Source organism: Legionella sainthelensi (assembly GCF_900637685.1).
GTDB lineage: Bacteria > Pseudomonadota > Gammaproteobacteria > Legionellales > Legionellaceae > Legionella > Legionella sainthelensi.
Window position 1 is genome coordinate 1,593,634 of sequence record NZ_LR134388.1, and the last position, 24,352, is coordinate 1,617,985.

The following is a 24,352-nucleotide window of genomic DNA, read 5'->3' on the forward strand; positions in this document are numbered from 1 at the left end:
CCCAGGACTCTTATACCAGTTAAACCTGGGTTTCGTTTCGCTGTACCTAGGTTATGCCTGATCCATTAAATTGCAATTTGTCTTCGCATTCCATTCTCTTAGATTACTAGCGAGCTTATATATCTCTGTCAAACTAAGTGAATCTTCAGCACCGATTCTCGCATGGTTTCTTTTGCCGCGTGTTGATTTGAAAATCAATCATTCGGATTTGAGCAAGCAAAATGTAAATAACCCCCACTTTACTTCAATAACTATCCCTATATAATGCTTATACCTACCTTTTTATTCGTTGGGCAATGGCTAAATTCAATCATCAACGTCTCTATGCTTGGTTTTTTATAATTCCTCAACTTATTGTAACCTTGATGTTTTTTATTTGGCCTGCATGCAATGCATTACTGCACTCTTTTTTTTATACAGATGCTTTTGGTCTACATAAACGTTTCGCTGGGCTTGCCAATTTTTTAGATCTTTTTCGAGATCCAAGTTACAGCAAGGCAATTGGGGTTACATTTAGCATCGCTTTTAGTGTCACGTTTCTCACTATGAGTTTAGGCCTTTTTATTGCCATATTAGTGAATAATCGAGGTAAGACGCAAGGGGTTTATAAATCTTTATTAATTTGGCCTTATGCTGTAGCGCCTGCAGTTGCTGCAATTTTATGGCGCTTTTTATGTCACCCAACTTTGGGTTGGGTGACTCATTTTTTGCAATCAATTGGAATACATTTTGATTATGTTAATCATGTAAACCAAGCACTTTTAGTAGTTATAATTACAGCGAGCTGGCAGCAATTTAGTTATAATTTTTTATTTTATTTCGCCGCGCTAAAAGCGATACCACCCTCGTTAATTGAGGCAGCAATTATTGATGGTGCTTCTGTATGGCAACGCTTCTGGCAGATTATTTTTCCTCTTTTATCTCCAACAACATTTTTTTTACTCATTATGAATTTAATGTATGGTTTTTTTGAAACTTTTGGCATTATTCAAGTCATGACTCATGGTGGTCCTGGTAATAGTACGACTAATTTAATTTATAAAGTATATCAAGATGGGTTTGAAGGGATGGATTTAGGAAGCTCATCGGCTCAGTCAGTACTACTAATGGTTATTGTTACCATTATTTCTCTGCTGCAATTCAAATACCTTGAAAAGAAGGTTCATTACGCATGAAACGTTATTTCACGTGTGCTTTATCTCATGGCTTTTTATGTATTTTCGTACTTTTAATGTTGTTGCCTGTATATTTGGCACTTGTAGCCGCCAGTAATGACGGTAGTATCATGATGCAATCCCATATTCCTATGGTTCCTGGGTCGTTATTATTTAAAAATCTGAAAACGGTACTGACAAAAGGTCTATCTGTTACGGGAGGGGAACCGATAACTTTCATGCTGTTCAATAGCTTATGTATGGCTTTAGCAATCGCTTTTGGCAAAATTATTTTTGCTTTAGGCTCTGCGTTTGCATTGGTTTATTTTGATTTTCCCTTTAAAAAACTGTGTTTTGCATTAATCTTTACCACGATGATGTTACCCATTGAAGTCAGAATTGTCCCAACTTTTCAGGTGGTTGCTTCTTTTGGATTGTTAAATTCATTCACTGGGTTAACTTTACCTTTATTTGTTTCGGCAACGGGTACATTTTTATTTCGTCAATTTTTTAAAACTATCCCTGCAGAGTTGGTTGATGCCGCGAAATTGGATGGAGCAGGGGCGATACGTTTCTTTTTTGATATTCTTTTACCTTTATCTAAAACACAGATTGCATCACTATTTGTAATTTTATTTGTATATGGTTGGAATCAATATCTTTGGCCATTAGTGATCACTACAGAAACGAAAATGGCTACCGTAGTAATGGGGATTCGCTATCTTGCTGGAGTCGCTGACCAAATTCCTCAATGGCATTATATTATGACTATTGCATTAATTGCATTAATTCCACCATGCTTAGTTGTGATGTTGATGCAGCGCTGGTTTGAAAAAGGGTTAAAATAAATATGGCAACAGTCAATTTAATTGAGGTATCTAAACGGGTTGGACAAACAAATATCTTAAATCACGTTAATGTAAGTATTAAAAAAGGTGAGTTTATGGTAATTGTTGGTCCTTCCGGATGCGGAAAGACAACTTTATTACGCTTAATTGCTGGTTTGGACGATCTAAGCTCAGGTACAATTTTAATCAATGATCACTGTGTGAATGAAATTCCTGCCGCAAAAAGAGATATGGCTATGGTTTTTCAAAATTATGCACTTTATCCCCATATGACTGTATTCGAAAATATGGCTTATGGATTAAAAATGAGGGGATTTAAGAAAGCAGAGATTCAAAAAAGAGTTCATGAGGCAGCCCAATTATTACGTTTAACTCCTTATTTGGCACGTAAACCGCAAGCACTGTCTGGAGGGCAAAAACAAAGAGTTGCTATGGGAAGAGCGATGGTGCGATCTCCTGCTGTTTTTTTATTTGATGAACCTTTATCTAATTTAGATGCAAAATTGCGCACTGAGATGCGACATGAAATTCGACGCTTACATCAACAGTTGAATACAACGAGTTTATATGTGACACATGATCAAACCGAAGCCATGACTATGGCAGACCGGGTAATGGTACTCAATCAAGGAGTTGTTGAACAAATAGGAACACCACAAGAGTTGTATCAAAATCCTGCAACGTTATTTGTAGCAGGGTTTACAGGTCATTACCCTATGAATCTTGTACCTGGTTGTTATGATAAAAACAGCCATTGCGTACAAACTGAATTAGGATTGAGTTTTCCTGTTCCTTATTTGACTCAGAATTTACAAGATAAAGAGGACGTCATTTTAGCGATTCGAGCGGAGCATGTGTTACTTTGCTCAGAAAAAGAACCACAAGCAATACCAATCCAAGCTGAGTTTGTGGATGATATGGGAGCCGATAAATTAATAAGAGCTAAAACGAATAAAAATGGATTGATTTTGAATTTGCGCATTACAGCTGATCAATTTCTTCCTAGTGGACAATTTTATGTAGCGCTACCTAAAATAAAGATACATCTATTTCAGCATCAATCGGGAAAACGAATTGGAGATGTGATATGAGTAAAGAAAAAAACAAACTAAAATCAATTGATACGCCCAATTATCGCTATTGGTCTGCGTTGTATATGTCACTTTACTCCAGACTTCTTTATGTCGATGTCGGAAAGCGTTGGAAGGGACTCGGTTTTCTTTATCTTTTATTGGCTATAGCTTTGTTTTCAATTCCATTTGTTATAAGAATGGATTTAAGTTTCAATAATTCTTTTAATGAACAACTTATTAAACCTTTGGAGGAAATTCCGATTTTTTATATCCAGGAGGGGAATGTTGTTTTTGACAAACCTATGCCTTATTTAGTCAAAAACGATAAAGGACAGGTGAATATTATTATAGATACTACAGGACAAGTTAATGATTTTTCTAAATATCCCTCGCTCGCTATTTTGGTCAATAAAAATAAAATCTCTTTAAAAATACCTAACTTACAATTATTTAATATGCCTCAAGCTCAATTTAGTAGTGGGCCTCCAATGGTGCAAGAGTTTAGTAAGGAAGATAATGCTGTATTTGATGGTAAAATGATTGCAAAAGAAAAAACAATAACAAATATGAAATACTTTGCACAAGTATTGATGTATCCCATGATTGTTGCGGTACTTTTTTCAATGTTTATTACGTTTTTTTTAGTATTTGGATTTTTAGGACAAGTTTTTTCTAGTGTATTTTTTTCCTTTAGTATTACTTTCAAGCAATCTTGCCGACTTTTAATTGTTGCAGCAACACCAATGCTGATCGCGCTGATTCTTTTATTAACATCTAATTATATATTTCCCGGCTCGGGATTTATTTTATTATTTTTGCTGATTGGGTATTTCAGTTATGCTCTATTTGCTCTGCGCGCGGAGAGTAAAAAAGTTGTTAGGACATGATTGAATTAAAATGTTTCCACAATCATAAGAAGAAGTGGTGACTTTATGAAAGAATTGATTCATTTTGCTCATGGAAATGGCTTCCCAGCTTTGTGCTATAAACAAATGCTGGATTGCCTAGAGACTCAATTTGATTACTGTTATATAGATAGGATTGGACACAATCCGTTATTTCCAGTGGGTGAAAATTGGCACAATCTGGTGTTGGAAGTTATTGATAGCGTAAAAGACCAGGCAACTCGCCCTGTTATTGCAGTTGGTCATTCTTTAGGGGGTGTTTTAAGTTTATTAGCCGCAATAGAACAACCCGAATTATTTAAAGCGGTAATTATGTTAGACTCGCCATTACTTGGTACTTTTAAATCAAGTATGGTTCGTCTTGCAAAAACTTTGGGGATTATTGATAGGATAACACCAGCACAAAGGACACGAGGACGCCGGATGTATTGGAAAGATAAGGAGCAATTAATTAGCTATTTGAAAACAAGAGATTTATTTAAAACATTTACTGATGAGTGTTTAAATGATTATATTAGTTATGGACTAGAACATATGGACGATGGCTATTATTTACGCTTCGACAGACATATTGAATATCAAATTTATCGTACGATCCCTCATGTCATTCCTAATTTTGAAGGTAAGCTTTTCATTCCAACAGCATTAATTTATGGTGACAAAAGTACTGTGGTTGGTAAAATGGATATACGTTACATGAAAAAATATTTCAATGTAATCAACCATCGGATTCAAGGAACCCATTTATTTCCTATGGAGCATCCTGAATTGGCGGCAAAGCAAATTATAAAAATTGTCTCTTGTTTCAATAGACCTTTACATGTACCAAATAAGATCAGTTTGATATAACTGGGCGTCATTTTTATATCAAACGTTTCATTAATTAAGGAGAATACTGTGCTACATGCTATTTTAGTGCTCATAATCGTTGGAGCAGCAGGAATTTTACTCACGAGACAGGCAGCCATTTCGGTTTGGGCTATTAGCTTTGCTTTATTTAGTGCACTTATTTTTTCCTATGGTTCTCCCGGTTTATTCACTAAAATGACCCTTGTTATTATTGAACTCATTTTAATTATCAGTTCTATAAAGCCTTTAAGAAGAGAATTATTGTCTAAGTACTTTTTAAGAGCGGTTAGTAAAGCAATGCCTTCTATGTCTGTCACAGAAAGGGAAGCTCTAGAAGCAGGGACAGTGAGTTGGGAAGGTGATTTATTTAGTGGTGCTCCTGATTTTTCCGCACTTAGAAATGCTCCAGTTGTGCATTTAACCGCTGAGGAACAAGCATTTCTTGACGGGCCTGTGAATACTTTATGTTCCATGATTGATGATTGGAATATAACTCACAATCTTACCGATTTACCTTCTGAAATTTGGCAATTTATTAAAGAAAATCGTTTCTTAGGTATGATCATCCCTAAGAGTTATGGTGGTCTTGAATTTTCTGCCACAGCTCAAATGTCAGTTTTAGTAAAAATCTATGGACGTTCCATCACTGCAGCAACAACTATTTCTGTTCCCAACTCACTGGGACCAGGTGAGCTGTTACTGAAATATGGAACCGACGAACAAAAAAACTATTATTTGCCACGTTTGGCGGATGGACGAGAAATTCCATGTTTTGCACTGACTGGCCCTAATGCAGGCTCAGATGCTGCGTCGATTCCAGATAAAGGAATTGTCTGCCATCAAGAAATTAATGGCCAAAAAATATTAGGAATACGCTTAAATTGGGACAAGCGCTATATTACTTTATGCCCAGTAGCTACAGTAATCGGTCTGGCATTTCGATTATTCGATCCTGAGAATTTATTAGGTCGCGGCGAAGATGTGGGTATTAGTTGTGCATTAATACCAGCCAATACACCTGGAATTACTAAAGGACGCCGGCACTTCCCATTAAATACCGGATTTTTAAATGGGCCAACTCAAGGTAAAGATGTATTTATACCTATGGATTATCTAATTGGTGGCGCTGATATGGCAGGATGTGGGTGGCGTATGCTTATGGAGTGTTTAAGTGCTGGCAGAGCAATTTCTTTGCCCTCAAGTGCTAATGGAGGTGCCCAGGCAGTAGCTTTGGTCTCAGGAGCATATGCACGCATACGAAAACAATTCAATCAACCTATAGGGAAATTTGAAGGAATTGAAGAACCTTTAGCACGTATTGCTGCGAATACTTATATTATTGATGCTGCTTTAACAATGGCTGCTGCGGCTATTGATCATGGAGCAAAGCCCTCTGTTGCTGGGGCTATCCTAAAATATCATACAACTGAACGTGCAAGACAAATTGCATTCGATGCTATGGACATTCATGGCGGCAAAGGAATTTGTCTTGGTCCTAATAATTATTTAGGCCGAGGTTACCAAGGATCTCCTATCGGAATTACTGTTGAAGGTGCAAATATATTAACCCGAAGCTTAATTATTTTTGGTCAAGGTGCGATACGTTGTCATCCTTATGTGTATCATGAGCTAGAGAGTATCCGAAATAATAATCTCGTGGATTTTGATCAGGCTTTTTTTGCACATGCAGGTTTCTTCCTGGCTAATTTGACTAAGTCCATTATTTTTGCTTGGACGGATGCTTATTTATCCAAAGCACCTGCAAGTAGCGCAAAACGATATTATCAATTAGTCCATAGATACAGTACTCATTTGGCATTTCTTGCCGATTTTTCAATGACTGTCTTGGGGGGGGCTTTAAAGCGTAAAGAAAAATTATCTTCACGGCTTGGGGATATGCTGAGTAATTTGTATCTAGCTTCGGCTGTTTTGAAACGCTTTCATGAGGATGGAGAGCCAAAAGCTGATTTTCCTTTGGTTGAATGGAGTTGTCAGCAATTATTGTATGACTGTGAGACAGCAATGCAGGGAGTGATCGTTAATTTTCCTGCGCGTTGGGCTAGAATTATCTTACGCTTGATTATCAAGCCATTAGGTAATCGTAGAAATAAACCAGATGATCAATTGGGACATCAGTTAGCACGCCTTTTAATTGAACCTAATGAAACTCGAGCACGTTTAACCCGGTTAGTTTATAAAAAAGCTGGGGAGAATTGTCCCTTAGGTCGTACGGAAGAAGCATTCCTTAAAATTTGTGCTGCAGAAGAGTTAGAAAGAAAGGTAATGCGAGCAGTAAAAGAAAATGTTTTAAAGTCTCTTACTTTGCTTGAACAAATCGATGAGGCTTTGGCTTGTGGGGTACTCAGCGAAAAAGAAGCAAACCAATTAAAAGAAGCTGAATTGGCTCGTCAAGAAGTAATCAAGGTAGATGATTTCAATGATGAGGATCTGCGTCGTCCTATGTCAACAAAACCGGTACAAAGCAAAAAAATTAAGGATGGCATGGAGTCAGAAGTTATTTAGCCCATTTTTTTGCCAGTTTACTTAAATGGTGAAAAAAATTTTGCAGGCTTTTCTAAGGTGTGTTGGTACTCTGACACATCTTAACCTCAACATTTCAGACAAGATATTATTGCTATGATAACTGATATATCCCCACGAAAAATATGAAACAAAGCGAATGAAGGATATAATGATCTAATTTATTTTTCGGGCTTAATTCAAGATGTATGCCGCAGAAGGCTGCTCATTAATTCATGAAAATGTTATAGATCCATCATGTTGAAAAGTTGATCAAGTGGCTGTACGATACAAACAAGGATGCTGTAATTAATCAGCAAAACATATATATCGGATAAAAATGAATATCGTTGAATTAAAATCATTTCTTGCTGTTGTTGAATATCACTCCATTTCTTTGGCATCTAAAAAAATGAATGTTACTCAGCCTGCAATCACCAAGCGCATACAAAAGTTGGAGGCAGAGCTTGGAGTACAGTTATTCAAAAAATCAGGCATGAGAACGGAATTAACTGACAAAGGTAAGCTAAGTATTCCTTATATTAGGCAATTACTGCATACCTATGAGGGATTAATGTTTCAACTGGCAGGAAAAGATGACCATTCACGTTTGCTTAGCAATATTGGTGCTTCAGTTTATATCGCACAATCGGTACTTCCTGAGATTCAAAAATATATAAGTTCTCTTAATACTAATTTGCTCATGAATGTGAAATTAATTCATGAACGAGATGTTGCCGATGGATTATTTAGCGGTAATTTTGATGTGATTATTTCTCCTTTGTGCTTTAGTTTTCCAAAAACGGTAGCTTCAACTCCATTGTGGAGAGAAAAACTTATAATTGTTGCTGCTGATGATCATCCTCTCCACCATAAAGAAAATGTAACACTGGAGGAACTAGCTCTCTATGATGCTGTTGTGATGGAAAAAGAAATAGCAATACGCCAGAAAATTGACGAGCTTCTATGGAGTAATAATTTGAACCTAAGGGTGATATCTGAAGCCAATACTATCTATAATAATATCGCCATGACCCAACAAGGATTGGGGTGGTCAGTGATTTATGAACGTTTATTGACGCCCGGCTTATCGCCTATTAAGGTTGAAGGCAGTGATTTGTATATCGACTTTCATGTATATTTTTTAATGAAACGCAAAGAAGAACGAATGCTTAGGCTACTGATAGGGTATTTACAACAATTTATCAATGCATCTTCCGGATGGAAACAATTCGCTATCAAAAGTTCATAATTGATTCTGATTACATTAAATAATGTCCCTAGGATAAAACAATGCGTATTTTTTTGATTTAATCAGACGCATGACATGAAAAGATGAGAGTTTCCAGTTGATAGAAGTGGTAATCTTTAATCAACTTAATAAGAAATCTCTCATAGTAGATAATACCGTTAACCTCGTTCTTTTTAATGTTCGTTGAATGTAACTTTTAACGACATTGAGTGCTTACCTTTTCATTACAATAGCATCATTTTTTTAATGAGCTCGAGAATCTTAATTAGGATATCCATAAAGTTTCGCTATTTATGTTCTTTATGTAAATTTTAAATTATTTAATGATATAGGGTCATTTGACTTACGAATCTCTTTGATAGTACCCCGCATTGATTGTTGTTTATGATAAAGTCCCATGGCTGCTGTAGCTTGCTCTTTGTTCTCTATATTTTGAGTAGCTTTTTCTATGCTTACTCGTTTAGGGAACGCTGAATTAGTAAATACGTCAATCTCTTCACTAGATACAGCAGCATTTTTAATAATCCTAGAGTTTATTAATTTTTGGATCCCACTATTGGAATTTGAAATACCTTCATTTATAGGGCTTTGGATTGTAAATTTAAGTAAATCAAATGTATTCAAACTGTTGCTCGGTAATAAATGGATAGAATGAGCCTGAAAGTTATTTAGCTTTACAGTAATTTTGTTTTTAAATTCTGAGACAATAAAATTGAAAATACTTGGATTCATTGCCTTTTCATTGGTTAATGCAATTAGGGTATTACTGATCTCGTGTTTTAATCCATTGTATAGTTGCAGGAGCTTTTTGCTTGGGTTGGTTTGAGGATTGTTTTGATGTAAATGATTCTCTAGATCATTAACGAATTTTAGAATTACATTAAGATACTCTTTTGCTGACTCTCTAGTTATCTGAGTTTGTGGTTGATTTTTATGGTAATCAGGAAAAGTTATACTTTGTTTCATATCAACGTAAAAATTTTCCTCGATGTTCGTTTTATCTATTATTTGGCTTTTAGAAAAATAATTGTCGATCGCGCATTTGATTTGATAAGAAATTTTATTTTTATTATGGAATAATACTTCATAATTGCTCCTTCCAAGATCATGAGTATTATCAACTTTCCAACGTTGTATTACCTCGGATAAAGGCTGTTCATTTTTGAGGCTGTCATATACCCTACCGATAAGATCGTTTAAAGTCACAGTAACATCACTATACTCATTCTTTGATTCTAATTTAATTTGATAAGAGAAATCACTTAGCTGATCAATCAATTTCCTTTTTATATCTTTCTCCCAAAAATAATCTAAGTATCTATGAAGGTTTATCGATAAGTTGTGGTTCTGTAAAATGGTGAAGCGAAAATCGTGCAACCCCTTTAATATATTTTCGTCAATCAGATTGGAGGATAGCGTTGCATATTCTTTTTCACTATTAGCAGTGCCTAGCAATCTAATTGTTTCCCCTAATTTGCCACTCGCATCAATATCGTTCCCTAGTGAAATCATCTCCATTAAAAAATCGTTTTTCCACGTTTGACATTCATACACAACAATAGAACTCTTTGAAATCGCTTCACTATAGGACTGATCCCCCGTTGCGCCTCCAAAATCACCACATAATTGACGTAGCGCAAGCGATTCATCAGCTGAAACCATGCCTGTATGGACCACTCGGTAAATGGGGCCATTATTATTGGTTTCGGCAATAAGTTCTGAGCCATTTTCTACAGACGCATAAATGACCTTAGAAAAACCTTTCTGCAATAGCATATCTGATTGTTCTTTTAATACTACTTTGTCAATTTGATTTTTATCGCCCAGATTAATTACATCGACATTTGTAACAGGAATTGCTGTTAAACTATGCACTATTAAAAATCGACGAGCATTATTATGACTGTAATTAACAGCAATATTTGTGTTATTTATGTAGTCGTAACTGCTTGATTTTCCTAGTATAATTTCACTTGACAGGGGCATTCTATTAAAAATATTTTGTCGCGTTTTGTCCTTCTTTAAATCACAATCAACAAGTGAGTTTTCAATAAAAATGCCGCCAGGGTTATTGATACCCGTCGGTAAACAAAGAATCGAACCGGAAAATCCCTCTTGTTGTATTATTCCATCTATTAAATCCCTCATGACCCAATCAGGAAAATTATATTCAGTCATCAATACAATAGGTACCTTAGGATTATTGTTGATTAAAACATTAATCACTAAATCTACCTTAAAATTTAAAACAGGGCCTATGATGATTAAATCAGCAGGAACATCGTATCGATAATTTTGTTGATAATCATCAATTGGTACTAGAGGAAACTCTGAATCTTTATTGATTTTTTCAAGATGGTCTTTGGCTTGTCTTCCTTTAAGACTTTCTTTAGAATCTGTCACTAGAGAAATTTCTGTCTCTGGATATTTATCCCTTAGTTTTAATCCAATTTTTTTACCAAACGCTAGATCGCCAAAATTATTGCAGAAGCTACTAAAAACTACAATTTTCATTTTATACCCCCAAACTATTATTTAAATAACAGTGATTTATGTTGCTCATTTTTTATTCTATCAATTGGTAATTAAGGGAATCTAAGCGATGCATTTCTATTGTTTATCGGATATAACTAGCTGTAATAAGCCAGTGGTGAGGAGACGAAAGTATCCTTTTCAATATAAAAATGAGGTCGGGTCGAATAAAATACAGTTTTACTGGGGGAACAGCGGATGGCTAAAAACTAAGTGCAATCTCTCTTAACATCAATACATTATCTTTTTATTGAAAAACTTTAGTTGGTTGAGAAGCCATTTAAAATAGATGAGTTGTTAAGTCGCCGACTTCGTGACGGAGAAGAGTTTTGATTTTTAGCTATAATTAATAGATAAGATAGAGAAGGGGCTAGGCTCATTTTGTTTCTGGAGTAGCGTATGGAATTTGGAACCATAAAATATAATATGATGTGGACTTCTCTCCTGGGAGGTTTCGCATGTTTCATCTCTACCATGACCTTTGCAGCATCTTTCTATCAAACAGTAAGGCTTACTTCGATTAATGGAGGGCTAAGTTATCTACCCTCCCCAAAAACTCATTGGTCGGATGTATCATCGAATCAACCTTTAACTATCAACGATGTATTTCAAAAGGATGAACCTAAAGATAAAAAAAATTTCGATGATGTATTTCAAAAAAATGAACCTAAAGATAAAAAAAATTTCAATGATGTATTTCAAGTAGTCGAACCTAAAGATAAAAAAAATTTCAATGATATATTTCAAAAAGTTAAGCCTAAAAATAAAAAAAATTTCAATGATGTGTTCCAGAAAGTTGAGCCTAAAGATTCTAATCAATACCCATCGTCTGTCATTAAACAAACACCACCAGGATCTTCTCAAGTGCCTGATGCTTCACCGTAATAGAGGCTAAAGTTCAGCCATTTCTTATTTAAAGCTTTATCATGGACGTAAAGTCAAATCTAACGTCCAATCAAGGTATGATTAATTCCGTATCTAATGTAAATTTTGATAACCACTAAATGTGGGAAAAGGATAAAAACTATCATTTAACAAATCATTTTGAATCGTATTTACCTTAAATCACGAGTTATTTGTCTTAGCATCGATTTGTCCATTTCCTCTCACTAATTCTTCTGCTGCCAAAAGCATCATCATACCACTTAAATTCATAGCGCAGGTGAGGGGGTAGACCGAAATAAATTCAAAATCGGTGGCAAATTGAAGATGCAAAAGTGTGTCAAAACTTCAGGACCAAAAACAATTTTAGAAAATATACGTGCGGCCAAATTATGAGATTGATTAATCCAAGAATTTCTTAAATAGTCATCAAATTTTGCGTGGTAATTAAAAAATTAATTGTTATGCGCTTTCTAAGGCATCATCCGGCATAGTAATGTTTAATTCAAGCACGGAGTTATCACCCATACGTTCAAGGTTTACACTGACCTGATCTCGAGTAACATGAACGTATTTGGCAATTACCGCCAAAATTTCTTCTTGAAGTTTGGGTAAGTAATCAGGTGTATGTCGTTGTGAGCGTTCATGAGAAATGATTATCTGTAAACGTTCTTTAGCAACGGATGCAGTAGCACTCCTTCTACGCAAATAATTAAAAATACTCATACGGTTACTTCCTCCTTGTTTTTACCGAATAAGCGACGCAATAATCCCTTACGATCATTACTTATAAAACGCATTGGTTTCTCTTCACCGAGAAAACGAGCAATTGCGTCTTGGTAAGCAATGCCGGCATCACTGGTTTCGTCAAGCACTACTGGGGTACCTGTGTTTGAAGCTTTAAGCACTGATTTTGATTCGGGAATGACACCAATTAAGGGAATAGCCAATATTTCTTTTACATCATTAACTGATAACATATCGCCACGTTCAACACGTTCTGGATCATAACGGGTTAACAATAAATGTTCTTGTATTGGTGTTGCATTTTCAATGGCTCTTTTTGTTTTGCTGGCAAGTATTCCTAAGATACGATCAGAGTCACGTACAGAAGAAACTTCTGGATTAGTCACTACGATTGCATGATCAGCAAAATACATAGCCATTAATGCACCAGTTTCAATTCCCGCAGGGGAATCGCAAATGATAAAATCAAAATCTTTAGAGAGATCTTTGAGTACTTTTTCAACGCCTTCAAGAGTCAATGCATCTTTATCTCGAGTTTGAGATGCAGGAAGAATGTAAAGGTTTGCAATGCGCTTATCTTTAATTAATGCCTGATTAAGACTTGCTTCACCATTGATAACATTAACAAAATCATAGACAACACGGCGCTCGCATCCCATAATGATATCTAGATTTCTTAGACCAATATCAAAATCAATGACAACTGTTTTGTGCCCCAAAAGAGCAAGACCCGAAGAAATAGCGGCAGAAGAAGTAGTTTTTCCTACTCCACCTTTACCTGATGTAATAACAATTATCTTAGCCAACGCTGAACCCATCCTATTTTTTGATTCAACACAATATTTAACCAACAGTGTACACGTTAATCAATAAGTAATTCAAGTGCTGTATTCGGATCTATGAAAAACATTTTTTAATGATTTGCCTTGGCGGATTCTAATAATCATTTATAAAAAATGATTCTGATTTTTGTAGGCTCATTCTACAATCGTGAGTATTTTTTGAATTTTTTAATCTGCTTAACTTAGAGAGCAAAACAATTAAAATTATAACAAAATATCAGCCGATAAGCCTATTTACTGTTAATTATCTGTTTAATTTGTCTACTATTTATGGTAAACTACTCTGTTAATTTAACTCCGTAGTGATGAGAATAAAATGGCTCTTTCTATTGTGCAGCAATCATTAACTTTTGATGATGTTCTTCTTATTCCCGCCCATTCTTTGGTACTTCCTAAAGATGTTTCTTTAAAAACAAAACTGACTCGAGGTGTTGAGCTAAATATCCCTCTTGTTTCAGCTGCTATGGACACTGTAACTGAAGCCCGTTTAGCGATTGCTTTAGCCCAAGAAGGGGGGATTGGTATTATTCATAAGAATATGACAATTGCGGCTCAGGCTGATGAAGTTAGAAAAGTGAAAAAATTTGAAAGTGGTATGGTTAGAAATCCAATTACAGTTACTCCCAATATCACTGTTAGAGAGTTATTGGATGTGATGGAAAAATATAATTTTTCAGGTGTCCCAGTTGTCGATGGCGAAGATTTAGTAGGTATTGTAACCAGCCGAGACATACGCTTTGAAACAAATCTGTCTTTGAATGTAGAGCAGGTTATGACGCCTAAAACAAAACTAGTTACTGTTAAAGAAGGTGCTAGCCGCGAAGAGGTTTTGAGTCTATTGCATAAGCATCGTATCGAGAAACTACTCGTGGTTAATGATGCTTTTCACTTACGAGGATTGATTACTGTAAAAGACATACAAAAAGCAAAAGAAAATCCTTATGCATGTAAAGATGAAGCAGAGCAATTGCGTGTTGGTGCTGCTGTTGGTGTGGGTGAGGGAACAGATGAGCGTATTGAAGCATTAGTCGAAGCGGGTGTTGATGTTCTTGTTGTTGACACGGCACATGGACACTCACAAGGCGTACTCGATCGCGTTAAATGGATAAAAAAATTCTTCCCTGATGTACAAGTAATTGGTGGTAACATTGCTACTGCCGCTGCTGCTCGAGATTTGTATGCTGCCGGCGCAGATGCTGTAAAAGTAGGTATAGGCCCAGGTTCTATTTGTACTACAAGAATTGTAACTGGTGTAGGTGTTCCTCAAATTAGTGCCATTGCGAATGTGGCGCAAGAACTTAAAGGTAAAATTCCGATTATCGCTGATGGAGGTATTCGTTTTTCTGGCGATGTTTGTAAAGCGCTTGCAGCAGGGGCAGATACTGTAATGTTGGGCAGTATGTTTGCTGGAACAGAGGAGTCTCCAGGAGAAATAGAACTCTATCAAGGCAGAACATACAAAAGTTATAGAGGAATGGGATCCATTGGTGCGATGGCGTTATCCCAAGGATCAAGCGATCGTTATTTTCAGGATGCATCATTAGGCTCTGAAAAATTGGTTCCAGAAGGGATTGAAGGACGTGTTCCTTATAAAGGATTAACTCAAGCAATTATCCATCAATTGCTGGGGGGATTGCGTTCTTGTATGGGTTACACTGGGTGTGAAAACATTGAGCAATTGCATACTAAAGCTGAGTTTGTACAAGTGACGAGTGCCGGGATGCGGGAGTCGCATGTTCATGACGTAAATATTACAAAACAAGCACCAAATTATCAGGTGGATAATTAATCATGAAAGATTTAAAACAGCATCCTTTGCTAATCCTTGACTTCGGTTCTCAATATACACAACTGATTGCACGACGTGTTCGTGAACTAGGTGTGTATTGTGAAATTCATCCTTTTAATATGGATCAAGAAAAATTTATTGCACTAAATCCATGTGGTGTGATTTTATCCGGGGGCCCTGCAACAGTAACCTATGATATGAACCCGCGTGCGCCTGAATGGTTATTTACTACTGGGATACCTATTTTAGGAATTTGCTATGGAATGCAAACAATGGCCGTTCAATTGGGAGGAGAGGTTCAATCTTCTTCACTTAGAGAGTTTGGTTATGCGGAATTAAAACTACATGGCCACAGCCAATTGTTTTCACAAATCGAAGATCGTATCAATTCTGAAGGTTGTGCGTTATTAGATGTTTGGATGAGTCATGGTGACAAGGTAACGCAATTACCGCCCGGTTTTAAGATTGTTTGTGAAACACGCAATGCTCCTATTGCTGGAATGGCAGATGAAAGTCGTCAAATGTACGGGGTGCAATTTCATCCTGAAGTAACACATACTTTACAAGGATTGCGTCTTTTGCATCGGTTTGTGGTGGATATTTGTAACGCTTCGACCAATTGGACTTCTGAGCTTATTATCGATGAAACGGTTAGTGAAATAAGGTCTAAAGTAGGAACAGAGAAAGTTTTACTGGGATTATCTGGGGGTGTAGATTCTTCAGTTGTTGCTGCTTTATTACACAAAGCAATTGGAAAGCAATTAATTTGTGTTTTTGTAGATACAGGCTTATTACGTATTCATGAAGCAGATGAGGTTATGAATATGTTTGGCAAGAACATGGGAATACAAATTATTGCTGTAAAAGCTGAAGAAAAATTTTTAAATGCATTGAAAGGCGTCACCTGTCCTGAAGAAAAACGAAAAATTATTGGTCATACCTTTATTGAGGTATTCGATGAAGAAGCGCACAAAATTCCTGGTGTTTCATGGCTCGCTCAAGGAACTATTTATCCTGATGTCATAGAATCTGCCGCAACAAGTACAAATGGTGCTTCAATGGTTATTAAATCTCACCATAACGTCGGCGGGTTGCCTGAAACGTTAAATTTGAAATTATTAGAGCCTATACGTGAATTATTTAAAGATGAGGTTCGTAATATAGGTCTTGAACTGGGTTTACCTCATGATATGATCTATCGTCATCCATTTCCAGGCCCTGGTTTAGGGGTACGAATATTAGCTGAAGTGAAAAAGGAATATGCTGATATTTTACGTAAGGCAGATGCCATTTTCATCGATGAATTGAGAAAAGCCGATCTTTATTATAAAGTGAGTCAGGCATTCGCAGTATTTTTACCCGTTAAAAGTGTAGGGGTAATGGGAGATGGTCGTAAATATGATTATGTCATTTGCCTTCGTGCCGTCGAAACAATTGATTTTATGACCGCACATTGGGCACAGCTACCTTGGGATTTTCTTGGCCAAGTATCTAATCGTATAATCAATGAAGTGGATGGTGTATCACGTGTTACTTATGATATCTCGGGCAAACCGCCAGCTACTATTGAATGGGAATGACATATACCGCGCACGGCTATAACTTGCGTTTTTTTAAAGTTATCTAAATTGTCTTTATGAAATGAACGATCAATACTGGATGTGTCAGGCCTATGAGCAGGCACTTCTCGCTCAAACTGAGGGAGAGGTGCCTGTAGGCGCGGTATTAGTGAGTAAAGAGAATCAGTTATTAGGCGCGGGGAGAAACCTTATCCAACAGAGTCATGATCCATCAAGCCATGCAGAAATTCATGCTATCAGACAGGCATCGCAACGCTTACACAATCACCGCTTGTTGGACACAACTCTATATGTAACATTGGAACCTTGTGCTATGTGTGCAGGACTTATGATTCATGCGCGCATTAGTAGATTGGTTTTTGCAACACGTGATTTTAAATCAGGAGCAGCGGGTTCTGTTTATAATTTATTACAAGGTTATCCGCTCAATCATAAAGTTCAGGTCGATGAAGGAATAATGCAAGCTGAGTGCGCAAGTTTATTAAGCGAGTTTTTTAAAGCCTGCCGATAAGTTATCTTTTGTTTCTATTTCTTAAATAAGACAAGGAAACTAATTAAAAATAAGGTTGTTAACTTATGCACACAATGAGTTAATTGTGTGCATAAAAAAGGGAGTAAGAAGTTTTTTTAATTTTTTGATGAAGTTTTTAAATCTGCGCTAGGCGTATGCTTTAATGAAAGGGAATCGAGTAACTGGTCATGAAACTCTGCAAAACCTGTCCCAGTTTTTGCAGAAGTAACTATCAGGTCGGTAATATCATTCTCTTGATGCTGTTTATCCGCTTTAGTCCCCACCAATAAGGCATTTACATCCTTATAATGTATTTTTGCAAATTTGGTATAAAACGCCAGATCAGCCTTCGCAGTTGAAGAAGAGAGATCAACAAGAATAAGCACAGCATCCACTTTCTTGTGTTTATAGACTAAAGATGGAATTAGGTTATCATTTGGATTATTTAAGTCAAAACTTATAAAAGTAGGATGTGCTAGACCATTTACCATTCTATAAGAAATATTATTAAAGGGTGGTATATTTCGATCAGCTGCATACTCTCCATCTTTATAGAATAAGAGAAAAGATTTTTTACCACTATTATTATTTCCTAAAACAATTACATGCCTTACATCATCTTTATTTTCTAATTTAAAAAATTTCATCATTGTTTCCTTATTTTTAATAACAACCCTATATGATTTAATAGGTTAGTGTGAGTAGGTAATCATCGAATTTTCTTGTTCCTCGCTCATCTTGGTTTCTTCTTTCATCGCCTTTAGTTGTCCTTTAAAGCGTGAGGTAACGCTTGGAGTAATAACATCTCTATTTTTATGAATTAATTCATCTATTACTGATGGTGTTTCTACTTTTTCAATCGCTTTACGTTCTGATAAAGTCTTAAATAAGTGCTCCGGAGTCATTAACTCTAGTTTATCTCGTTGGCTAATAGGAGATTTTATAAGCCGATCAGGAACATTTTGAACTCCATGAATGTCACGTAACTCTTTAACAAAACAATCATTTAATTCTTGTATGGCTGCAATTAATGTTTTACTTATAAATTCAGAGCACAGCACTTTGCTTTGTTCACGATTTTCGTCTGTAATATTGTTTCCCATAATATCGTCTCTAATTTCAGAGTTTTTATGGTCATGAAGTATAAAGTTTTTATATCCACCATGTAACTTGTTTGTTCCTATCGATGCAAATCTTGCCACCCCACCTTCGGCGCTTATATGCACATGCTTTTCACGGGCTTGGTGATGTATTTGGTGTTCTATTTGCCCATATCTTTGCTCTAATATTTGCAACCAATTTTCACCTAGACTATTTTGTAGTAATTTTTGATTCACTTTATCAATTAAATTTTCAAGCTTAATTTTGTATACATCACTATATAAAAAATTACGAAGAGAGAATTGTTCTTCTTTGTATCCAGGATTAATATGAGAAATTTCATTCAAGTGGTTATCGTTAGCGTCTGTTATCGTTATTGCTTTTGATGCATGACCATATTTGGTTACCTTTGCAACCACTTGTTCCATAAAATTCAATTTTTTTCCATAGATTTCTGATTTATCCTTAGTGTGATCAAATACGACCGATCCTGTTGGCGCGCTAAATTGCTGATTAAATTTAGAATCCAGAAAATAAATTATCGCGTGAGCTTCTTCAGCATAGGTATAGATTTGCTCAAGTTTTTCATTACCCTTAATTAATCCTATTTTATCCAAGTCCCACATGACCTCAGCGTATAAATTGGATAAATCATAAAGCATCCCATATTCTTTAAGTGAGATTTTTTGGTTCGTATCTAGCCTTCTCTCCTTTTCTATTACATCATTGATGTTGTTTAAGAGTAAATTAATTCTAGGAGCAATTAATTCAAGATTTCGCGTCCTAAAGGAGAGTGCTTTGATGTCTTTGGTGGTCATCGCCCCAATCCCCGAAACGCGTGACTCAAACTTATCAATGAGTCCCATTTTTTTATTAAGATCCATATTTCCTATAGAATCAGCAAGCATCTTTTGAATAGAGTCTCGCTGTTCAGGCACTACATTATTATTTTTTTGCTTTGGTGTAAAAATTGCATAGCTTCTAATACAGTTTCGCTGATCCCTGTGGTCTTAGATAGATGCTGTAAATTTGCAGTCATGATAGTGCCTCTTTTACGTTGATTTGATCTAAAAATGTAAAAATATTTGTTGAGTATTCTCACACTTTGCTTTTGTTATTATGCGCACTTTGCGCAATATCTGTCTAATTGGATGTTTTTATAACTAATATAATTAATTTAAATATTAGTTATTATTCAAAGTGTTACATGAAAATTTATTTAAGTTTCGGGGATTAAAAATAGATGAAGATCAACTGTAAGTCCTGGTGAATACGTCAGACTGGTTTAGCGACAAATTTGTTCTTATTTTAATTTTGTAGTTGTCCTGATAAAAATTTCATTTAATACTTCCTCCTAATAACGACTAATAGACGCTATATTTAATGCGTGGGAGATTATAATTTTCTCATCAAAAAAATGAGCCATAGAAATGAAAAAAATTAGGACATAATCACCACATAGTTACATTTTCAAAAAATGAGGACTACCCGAACAAGCTGAGTATTTTATAAAAAGTTATTAAGGCGGTTATCTGTTATCTACGACAGCGAGTTATAAAAATATAAGCTGAGGAGAAAATTATGTTAGTTGTTGAACCATTTAAAGATCAATATAAAGAGCAGGTGATCAACCTGATTTTAGATATTCAAATTAACGAGTTTAGCTCACCAATTGGTAGAAAAGATCAGCCAGATCTTGAAAATGTCAAATCATTTTATCAACAAAGCAAAGGAAACTTTTGGGTAGCTAAACTAGATAATAATATAGTAGGAACAATAGGGCTAATTGATATAGATCATGATCAAGGCGCCTTAAGAAAAATGTTTGTATCAAAAGATCACAGAGGAAAAGAAAAGGGAGTGGCTAATGAATTGCTTGGTGTGATGCTTCAATGGAGCAAGGTTAAAAACATCAAAGAAATTTATCTTGGCACAAGATCAGTGTTTTTATCGGCACATCGATTTTATGAAAAAAATGGATTTATCGAAATTGAAAAAGAATTTTTACCTAAGAATTTTCCTATTATGGCTGTTGATACCAAATTTTATTGTTATAACATAACAAATAATGAAAAATTGCGTGCGAATGAGGTTAGATAAAAAGAGTCTCTACTCTGAAGATGTTTTTTTAAGTGTAATAAATTTATAATGCCATGCAGACATCTATATTAAAAAGGTAAACTTAAACACTACCCATTGAAGAGAATATCTTACTCGATGGCTTAATCAGTAAACAGTAATAAAAATTTGAGAATAATATAATAGTGTATAAATATTAAAATTATGAGCCTATACTCTAAATAATATAAGAACTTGTGTTTGTTGACTCAAAATTACCACCAAGATTAGACTGATGTAGAATTGGAGCAAATTCTTATGAAGTTTCAATTGATTGCATTCTTTTTTCTTATCTTTTTTTTCGTATGTATCTTATTATTTTTGTACTTAGGTATTTATGGTGCACAACGCAATGCTAAAAATAAGAAAATAAGTACTAACTCGGGTTTACAAATTGTAGAGGGGGCAATTTTTACTTTACTAGGATTAATCGTGGCCTTTACATTTTCTACGGCTAATCAACGATTTGATGATCGACGCTATGTAATCATTCAAGAAGCAAATGCAATTAGAGCGGCATATTTCAGAGTAGATTTAGTAAACCCCGAAATACAAAAAAGCTTACGCCAAGTACTTAAAGAGTATTTATTTTATCAAATCGATGATTATAAAAACGTATCTGATCTTGGTATTTTTAGATCAACTCATGAAAAAACGCAAGAGATGCAGCGCAAAATATGGGAATTAGCATCAAAAGGATGTGTCTCTAAAGAGCAACAGTATGGGTGTTCTCTTCTTCTATCTAGTTTAAATAATATGTTTGATGTTGCTAATACTCGATACGAAAATTCTTATGTTCATCCACCATTGATTGTTTTTATATTACTTGTAGGACTTGCTTTGCTTGGGGCTTTAATTGCAGGGTATAATATTGGAGAAAAAAATGACGGCAGTATTTTACACTTTATAAGCTATGCATTCGTTATAGCAACCACCGTTTATATTATTATTGATATGGAATTCCCTCGTCTTGGCTTTATACGTGTTGATTCGTTTGACACAGTGTTAACGCAACTTTATCAAGAAATGACTTGAGCAGCTTTAATATGCATTGGAAAGCTCCTCAATAAGCTTTTCACGTAGCACTTCCTTTTCCGCAGGAATTAATGCTTGATTTTTTTGATTTGTAATATAAAACGTATCTTCAGCGCGTTCTCCAGCAGTTACAATTTTAGCATTATGTAAATGAATTTTATGTGTTGAAAATACTCTGCCAATTGTTGCTAGAAGCCCTGGTCTATCCCCCGTAACTAAAAACAAGCGAGTTTGATTATTCGCAATTTCATCGTAGTAATGAATTTGAGTTTTAACATTAAAATGCGCTAAAGCACGAGGTAATCTTCTTTTTACTACAACGGGCAATTGATTATTTTGAGCTAAATGAATACATAATGCTTCTTGAATGTCGATGGAGCGTTGGGTATCAAAAAATGCCTGATTTTGTTCGTCTAATATAATATAGGTGTCTAAATCGTATTGATTATCACAAGTTAGAATCATTGCTTCCTGAATAGTAACGTTGTGATTATTTAATACGGTTGTCGCGATGGCAAACCGATCATCGCAATGAGGCATATAGATGAATACTTCAGTTCCACCCTGACTATGATGAGGCATAATCATGACTAATGGGAAATGAGTGCAAGCCAATATTGCCTTGGTGTGGCGTGCAATGATTTCAGAAGACTCATGCAAAAAATACTTATCTTTAAATTGCATCCATAACTGCTCTACTGTTTTAGAGGCTACACCTTCAGCAATTAATGCTGATAAGGCATTTTGCTTTCGCACTCTGATGAGCATGGATTCATCCATTAACTCTTGCTCTTTATGAAGCATATGTTTTGCTGCATGATATAGCTCTTTAAGCAGAGAATCTTTCCATGAGTTCCATAAAGTAGGATTAGTACCGCAAATATCCGCTACGGTAAGTAAGTATAAATAATCTAAATAGTAGGGTTGAGGTAATAGTTGACAAAAGTTTTTTATTGTATTCGGATCGTAAATATCTTGTCGTTGTGCAGTTTGTGACATGATTAAATGATTGCGTACAAGCCAGACAAGTAAATCACAGTCCTCTTTCTTAAGATGATGATTTTGCGCAAAATTAAGTACTTCAATGGCTCCCAACTCCGAGTGGTCACCGCCTCTCCCTTTGGCAATATCATGAAATAATGCACTTAGATATAAAAGTTCGGGTTTGTTCAAGGTAGGCATTATTTGAGAGCAAAGAGGGAATTGTTTTGCATATTTTTCTTGTTTGAAGCGAGAGAGATTACGAATTACAAACAAAGTATGTTGATCAACTGTATAAACATGGAAAAGATCATACTGCATTTGTCCAGTAACCATAGCAAAGCATTCAATATAATGAGCTAAAACACCATATCGGCTCATTCTATGAAGTGCTTTATAAGGATCATTCTCTGTTTTAAGTATACTCATAAATAGGTCTGTTGTTTCTTGGGAGCTTTTAAAACGCTTGTTCATAAGATAGAGCGATTCTCTAATTAATCGAATCGTATTTGCTCTAATCCCTTCAATATCGGTTCTTTTTGCAATCCAAAGAAACAATTTTAAAAGTGCTTGGGGGTGTTGGCTGAAGATACGAGAGTTTCTTACTTCAATATAATTATTACAGAGTTGGAATTCATTATCTAAATGGAACAGTTGTTGCTTAGGAGCATGCACAATAGTTTCATCAAACCATTGCAATAACATTTCATTCAGTTCTCTATTACGTTTAATGATCTTAAAGTAATCTTTCATAAATTGTTCTATGGCTAATGAATGAGGTTTATCCTTATAACCAAAAAACTGAGCCAATTTAATTTGATAATCAAAAGATAAACGTTCTTCTGCTTTTTCAGCCAATACATGCAAGGCAAAACGTACGCGCCAAAGAAAATGTTGGCAATACATTAGATTTTCATATTCTTTATCAGTGATAAATCCGTAGCTAATACCATCTGCTAATTTTTTAATATTAAAATGACGTTTACCTATACTTAGTAAAATCTGTAAATCACGCAATCCTCCCGGTCCATATTTAACATTGGGTTCTAGGTTGTATGCTGTTTCACCATATTTGGCGTCACGTTTTTCCTGTTCTTGACGTTTTGCTAAAAAATAATCATGACTGGTCCACATATGCAAAGGATGAGTTTGATAAGTTAATTCTTCCATCAATGCACCACGGCCACATAATAAAAACATGTCCATAAGACTAGAGATGACGGTAATATCTTGTCTTGCTAATTCTGCGCAATCTGAAACACTTGTAATTTGATGGCTTAGGTTTAAGCCTACATCCCAACAGTCTTGTATGAAATTTTGCGCATGTTGTAATTGTGCTTTTGAAACTTTATCCGTATGGAGTAAAAGTAAATCAATGTCGGAATAAAGCAGCAACTCCCGGCGTCCATAACCACCTAAAGCAAGTAAACAAAAAACATCATGGTCCAATTTGTTTTTTATGAAAAGGGCGATCACCAACTCATCAATAAAGGCGACCAATTTGCGAATGATTGTAGTAACATTTGTTTTATAATCAAACTCTTCCCTAAGTTTTTCTTTAAACTCTTTAACCGAATTTTTAAGCTGATTTAAATTTACTGACATCCCGGATAAGAGGGAATGAGCAGTAGTA

19 protein-coding genes are annotated in these 24,352 nt (G+C 35.4%); 13 read left to right on the forward strand and 6 right to left on the reverse strand.

Annotated elements, in window-relative coordinates; translation table 11 throughout:
• Positions 1-296 precede the first annotated feature (296 nt).
• From EL220_RS07080 to EL220_RS07110, 7 genes are all read left to right on the forward strand, one after another.
• On the forward strand, positions 297-1,175 hold the full coding sequence (locus tag EL220_RS07080; protein WP_027270136.1) for a carbohydrate ABC transporter permease: 879 nt from the start codon (positions 297-299) through the stop codon (positions 1,173-1,175).
• Positions 1,172-2,002: a sn-glycerol-3-phosphate ABC transporter permease UgpE gene (ugpE, locus tag EL220_RS07085; RefSeq protein WP_027270135.1), complete on the forward strand. Its 831-nt coding sequence runs from the start codon at positions 1,172-1,174 to the stop codon at positions 2,000-2,002. Before EL220_RS07080 ends, ugpE begins: the two co-directional genes overlap by 4 nt.
• A 2-nt stretch (positions 2,003-2,004) precedes the next feature.
• On the forward strand, positions 2,005-3,093 hold the full coding sequence (locus tag EL220_RS07090) for an ABC transporter ATP-binding protein (RefSeq protein WP_027270134.1): 1,089 nt from the start codon (positions 2,005-2,007) through the stop codon (positions 3,091-3,093).
• Positions 3,090-3,962, forward strand: coding sequence for a DUF1189 family protein (locus EL220_RS07095; protein ID WP_027270133.1), 873 nt, complete (start codon positions 3,090-3,092; stop codon positions 3,960-3,962). Before EL220_RS07090 ends, EL220_RS07095 begins: the two co-directional genes overlap by 4 nt.
• Positions 3,963-4,007: 45 nt before the next feature.
• Positions 4,008-4,829, forward strand: coding sequence for an alpha/beta fold hydrolase (locus tag EL220_RS07100; protein ID WP_027270132.1), 822 nt, complete (start codon positions 4,008-4,010; stop codon positions 4,827-4,829).
• 48 nt (positions 4,830-4,877) lie between these two features.
• Entirely contained in the window at positions 4,878-7,352 is a 2,475-nt protein-coding gene (locus EL220_RS07105; protein WP_027270131.1) for an acyl-CoA dehydrogenase, read from the forward strand.
• Between the two features lie 337 nt (positions 7,353-7,689).
• A complete protein-coding gene (locus tag EL220_RS07110) occupies positions 7,690-8,601 on the forward strand; it encodes a LysR family transcriptional regulator (protein ID WP_027270130.1) in 912 nt (303 codons plus the stop codon).
• Positions 8,602-8,901: 300 nt separating this feature from the next.
• On the opposite strand, the gene EL220_RS07115 is transcribed toward EL220_RS07110, so the two are convergent.
• On the reverse strand, positions 8,902-11,115 hold the full coding sequence (locus EL220_RS07115) for a hypothetical protein (protein ID WP_232002679.1): 2,214 nt from the start codon (positions 11,113-11,115) through the stop codon (positions 8,902-8,904).
• 417 nt (positions 11,116-11,532) lie between these two features.
• On the opposite strand from EL220_RS07115, the gene EL220_RS07120 reads away from it, so the two are divergent.
• A complete protein-coding gene (locus EL220_RS07120) occupies positions 11,533-12,018 on the forward strand; it encodes a hypothetical protein (protein WP_027270129.1) in 486 nt (161 codons plus the stop codon).
• Positions 12,019-12,477: 459 nt separating this feature from the next.
• Here the strand turns inward: EL220_RS07120 and minE are convergent, their stop codons facing one another.
• Together minE and minD are read right to left on the reverse strand one after the other, a co-directional pair.
• Positions 12,478-12,741 (reverse strand): cell division topological specificity factor MinE, encoded by a 264-nt coding sequence (gene minE / locus EL220_RS07125; protein WP_003636261.1) that lies wholly within the window; start codon positions 12,739-12,741, stop codon positions 12,478-12,480.
• Positions 12,738-13,568, reverse strand: a complete 831-nt coding sequence (minD, locus tag EL220_RS07130) for a septum site-determining protein MinD (RefSeq protein WP_027270128.1) — start codon at positions 13,566-13,568, stop codon at positions 12,738-12,740. Before minD ends, minE begins: the two co-directional genes overlap by 4 nt.
• Positions 13,569-13,920: 352 nt before the next feature.
• On the opposite strand from minD, the gene guaB reads away from it, so the two are divergent.
• The 3 genes from guaB to tadA all read left to right on the forward strand — a co-directional run bounded on the left by guaB (position 13,921) and on the right by tadA (position 17,484).
• Positions 13,921-15,393 (forward strand): IMP dehydrogenase, encoded by a 1,473-nt coding sequence (gene guaB / locus EL220_RS07135; RefSeq protein ID WP_027270127.1) that lies wholly within the window; start codon positions 13,921-13,923, stop codon positions 15,391-15,393.
• Between the two features lie 2 nt (positions 15,394-15,395).
• The gene (guaA, locus tag EL220_RS07140; RefSeq protein WP_027270126.1) at positions 15,396-16,973 is read left to right on the forward strand and encodes a glutamine-hydrolyzing GMP synthase; all 1,578 of its coding nucleotides are present in this window, start codon (positions 15,396-15,398) and stop codon (positions 16,971-16,973) included.
• A gap of 61 nt (positions 16,974-17,034) precedes the next feature.
• The gene (gene tadA / locus EL220_RS07145) at positions 17,035-17,484 is read left to right on the forward strand and encodes a tRNA adenosine(34) deaminase TadA (protein WP_027270125.1); all 450 of its coding nucleotides are present in this window, start codon (positions 17,035-17,037) and stop codon (positions 17,482-17,484) included.
• A 116-nt stretch (positions 17,485-17,600) separates the two neighbouring features.
• On the opposite strand, the gene EL220_RS07150 is transcribed toward tadA, so the two are convergent.
• The gene (locus EL220_RS07150) at positions 17,601-18,134 is read right to left on the reverse strand and encodes a hypothetical protein (protein WP_232002680.1); all 534 of its coding nucleotides are present in this window, start codon (positions 18,132-18,134) and stop codon (positions 17,601-17,603) included.
• A 42-nt stretch (positions 18,135-18,176) separates the two neighbouring features.
• Positions 18,177-19,523, reverse strand: coding sequence for a hypothetical protein (locus EL220_RS07155; RefSeq protein WP_232002681.1), 1,347 nt, complete (start codon positions 19,521-19,523; stop codon positions 18,177-18,179).
• A gap of 643 nt (positions 19,524-20,166) precedes the next feature.
• On the opposite strand from EL220_RS07155, the gene EL220_RS07160 reads away from it, so the two are divergent.
• Together EL220_RS07160 and EL220_RS07165 are read left to right on the forward strand one after the other, a co-directional pair.
• Positions 20,167-20,685: a GNAT family N-acetyltransferase gene (locus EL220_RS07160; protein WP_051544709.1), complete on the forward strand. Its 519-nt coding sequence runs from the start codon at positions 20,167-20,169 to the stop codon at positions 20,683-20,685.
• Positions 20,686-20,961: 276 nt separating this feature from the next.
• Complete coding sequence (locus EL220_RS07165) at positions 20,962-21,738, forward strand: bestrophin-like domain (RefSeq protein ID WP_027270122.1); 777 nt, start codon at positions 20,962-20,964, stop codon at positions 21,736-21,738.
• 6 nt (positions 21,739-21,744) lie between these two features.
• On the opposite strand, the gene glnD is transcribed toward EL220_RS07165, so the two are convergent.
• The gene (gene glnD, locus EL220_RS07170; protein WP_027270121.1) at positions 21,745-24,324 is read right to left on the reverse strand and encodes a [protein-PII] uridylyltransferase; all 2,580 of its coding nucleotides are present in this window, start codon (positions 24,322-24,324) and stop codon (positions 21,745-21,747) included.
• Positions 24,325-24,352: the final 28 nt, after the last annotated feature.

Excerpts from the sequence above, each read along its gene's own strand:
- EL220_RS07165 (WP_027270122.1), top strand. The coding sequence starts at position 20,962 with ATGAAGTTTCAATTGATTGCATTCTTTTTTCTTATCTTTTTTTTCGTA.
- tadA (WP_027270125.1), top strand. The coding sequence starts at position 17,035 with ATGAACGATCAATACTGGATGTGTCAGGCCTATGAGCAGGCACTTCTC.
- EL220_RS07120 (WP_027270129.1), top strand. The coding sequence starts at position 11,533 with ATGGAATTTGGAACCATAAAATATAATATGATGTGGACTTCTCTCCTG.
- glnD (WP_027270121.1), bottom strand. The coding sequence starts at position 24,324 with ATGTCAGTAAATTTAAATCAGCTTAAAAATTCGGTTAAAGAGTTTAAA.
- EL220_RS07115 (WP_232002679.1), bottom strand. The coding sequence starts at position 11,115 with ATGAAAATTGTAGTTTTTAGTAGCTTCTGCAATAATTTTGGCGATCTA.
- minE (WP_003636261.1), bottom strand. The coding sequence starts at position 12,741 with ATGAGTATTTTTAATTATTTGCGTAGAAGGAGTGCTACTGCATCCGTT.
- EL220_RS07095 (WP_027270133.1), top strand. The coding sequence starts at position 3,090 with ATGAGTAAAGAAAAAAACAAACTAAAATCAATTGATACGCCCAATTAT.
- guaA (WP_027270126.1), top strand. The coding sequence starts at position 15,396 with ATGAAAGATTTAAAACAGCATCCTTTGCTAATCCTTGACTTCGGTTCT.
- EL220_RS07100 (WP_027270132.1), top strand. The coding sequence starts at position 4,008 with ATGAAAGAATTGATTCATTTTGCTCATGGAAATGGCTTCCCAGCTTTG.
- guaB (WP_027270127.1), top strand. The coding sequence starts at position 13,921 with ATGGCTCTTTCTATTGTGCAGCAATCATTAACTTTTGATGATGTTCTT.
- EL220_RS07110 (WP_027270130.1), top strand. The coding sequence starts at position 7,690 with ATGAATATCGTTGAATTAAAATCATTTCTTGCTGTTGTTGAATATCAC.
- EL220_RS07150 (WP_232002680.1), bottom strand. The coding sequence starts at position 18,134 with ATGATGAAATTTTTTAAATTAGAAAATAAAGATGATGTAAGGCATGTA.
- EL220_RS07090 (WP_027270134.1), top strand. The coding sequence starts at position 2,005 with ATGGCAACAGTCAATTTAATTGAGGTATCTAAACGGGTTGGACAAACA.
- EL220_RS07080 (WP_027270136.1), top strand. The coding sequence starts at position 297 with ATGGCTAAATTCAATCATCAACGTCTCTATGCTTGGTTTTTTATAATT.
- ugpE (WP_027270135.1), top strand. The coding sequence starts at position 1,172 with ATGAAACGTTATTTCACGTGTGCTTTATCTCATGGCTTTTTATGTATT.
- EL220_RS07160 (WP_051544709.1), top strand. The coding sequence starts at position 20,167 with ATGTTAGTTGTTGAACCATTTAAAGATCAATATAAAGAGCAGGTGATC.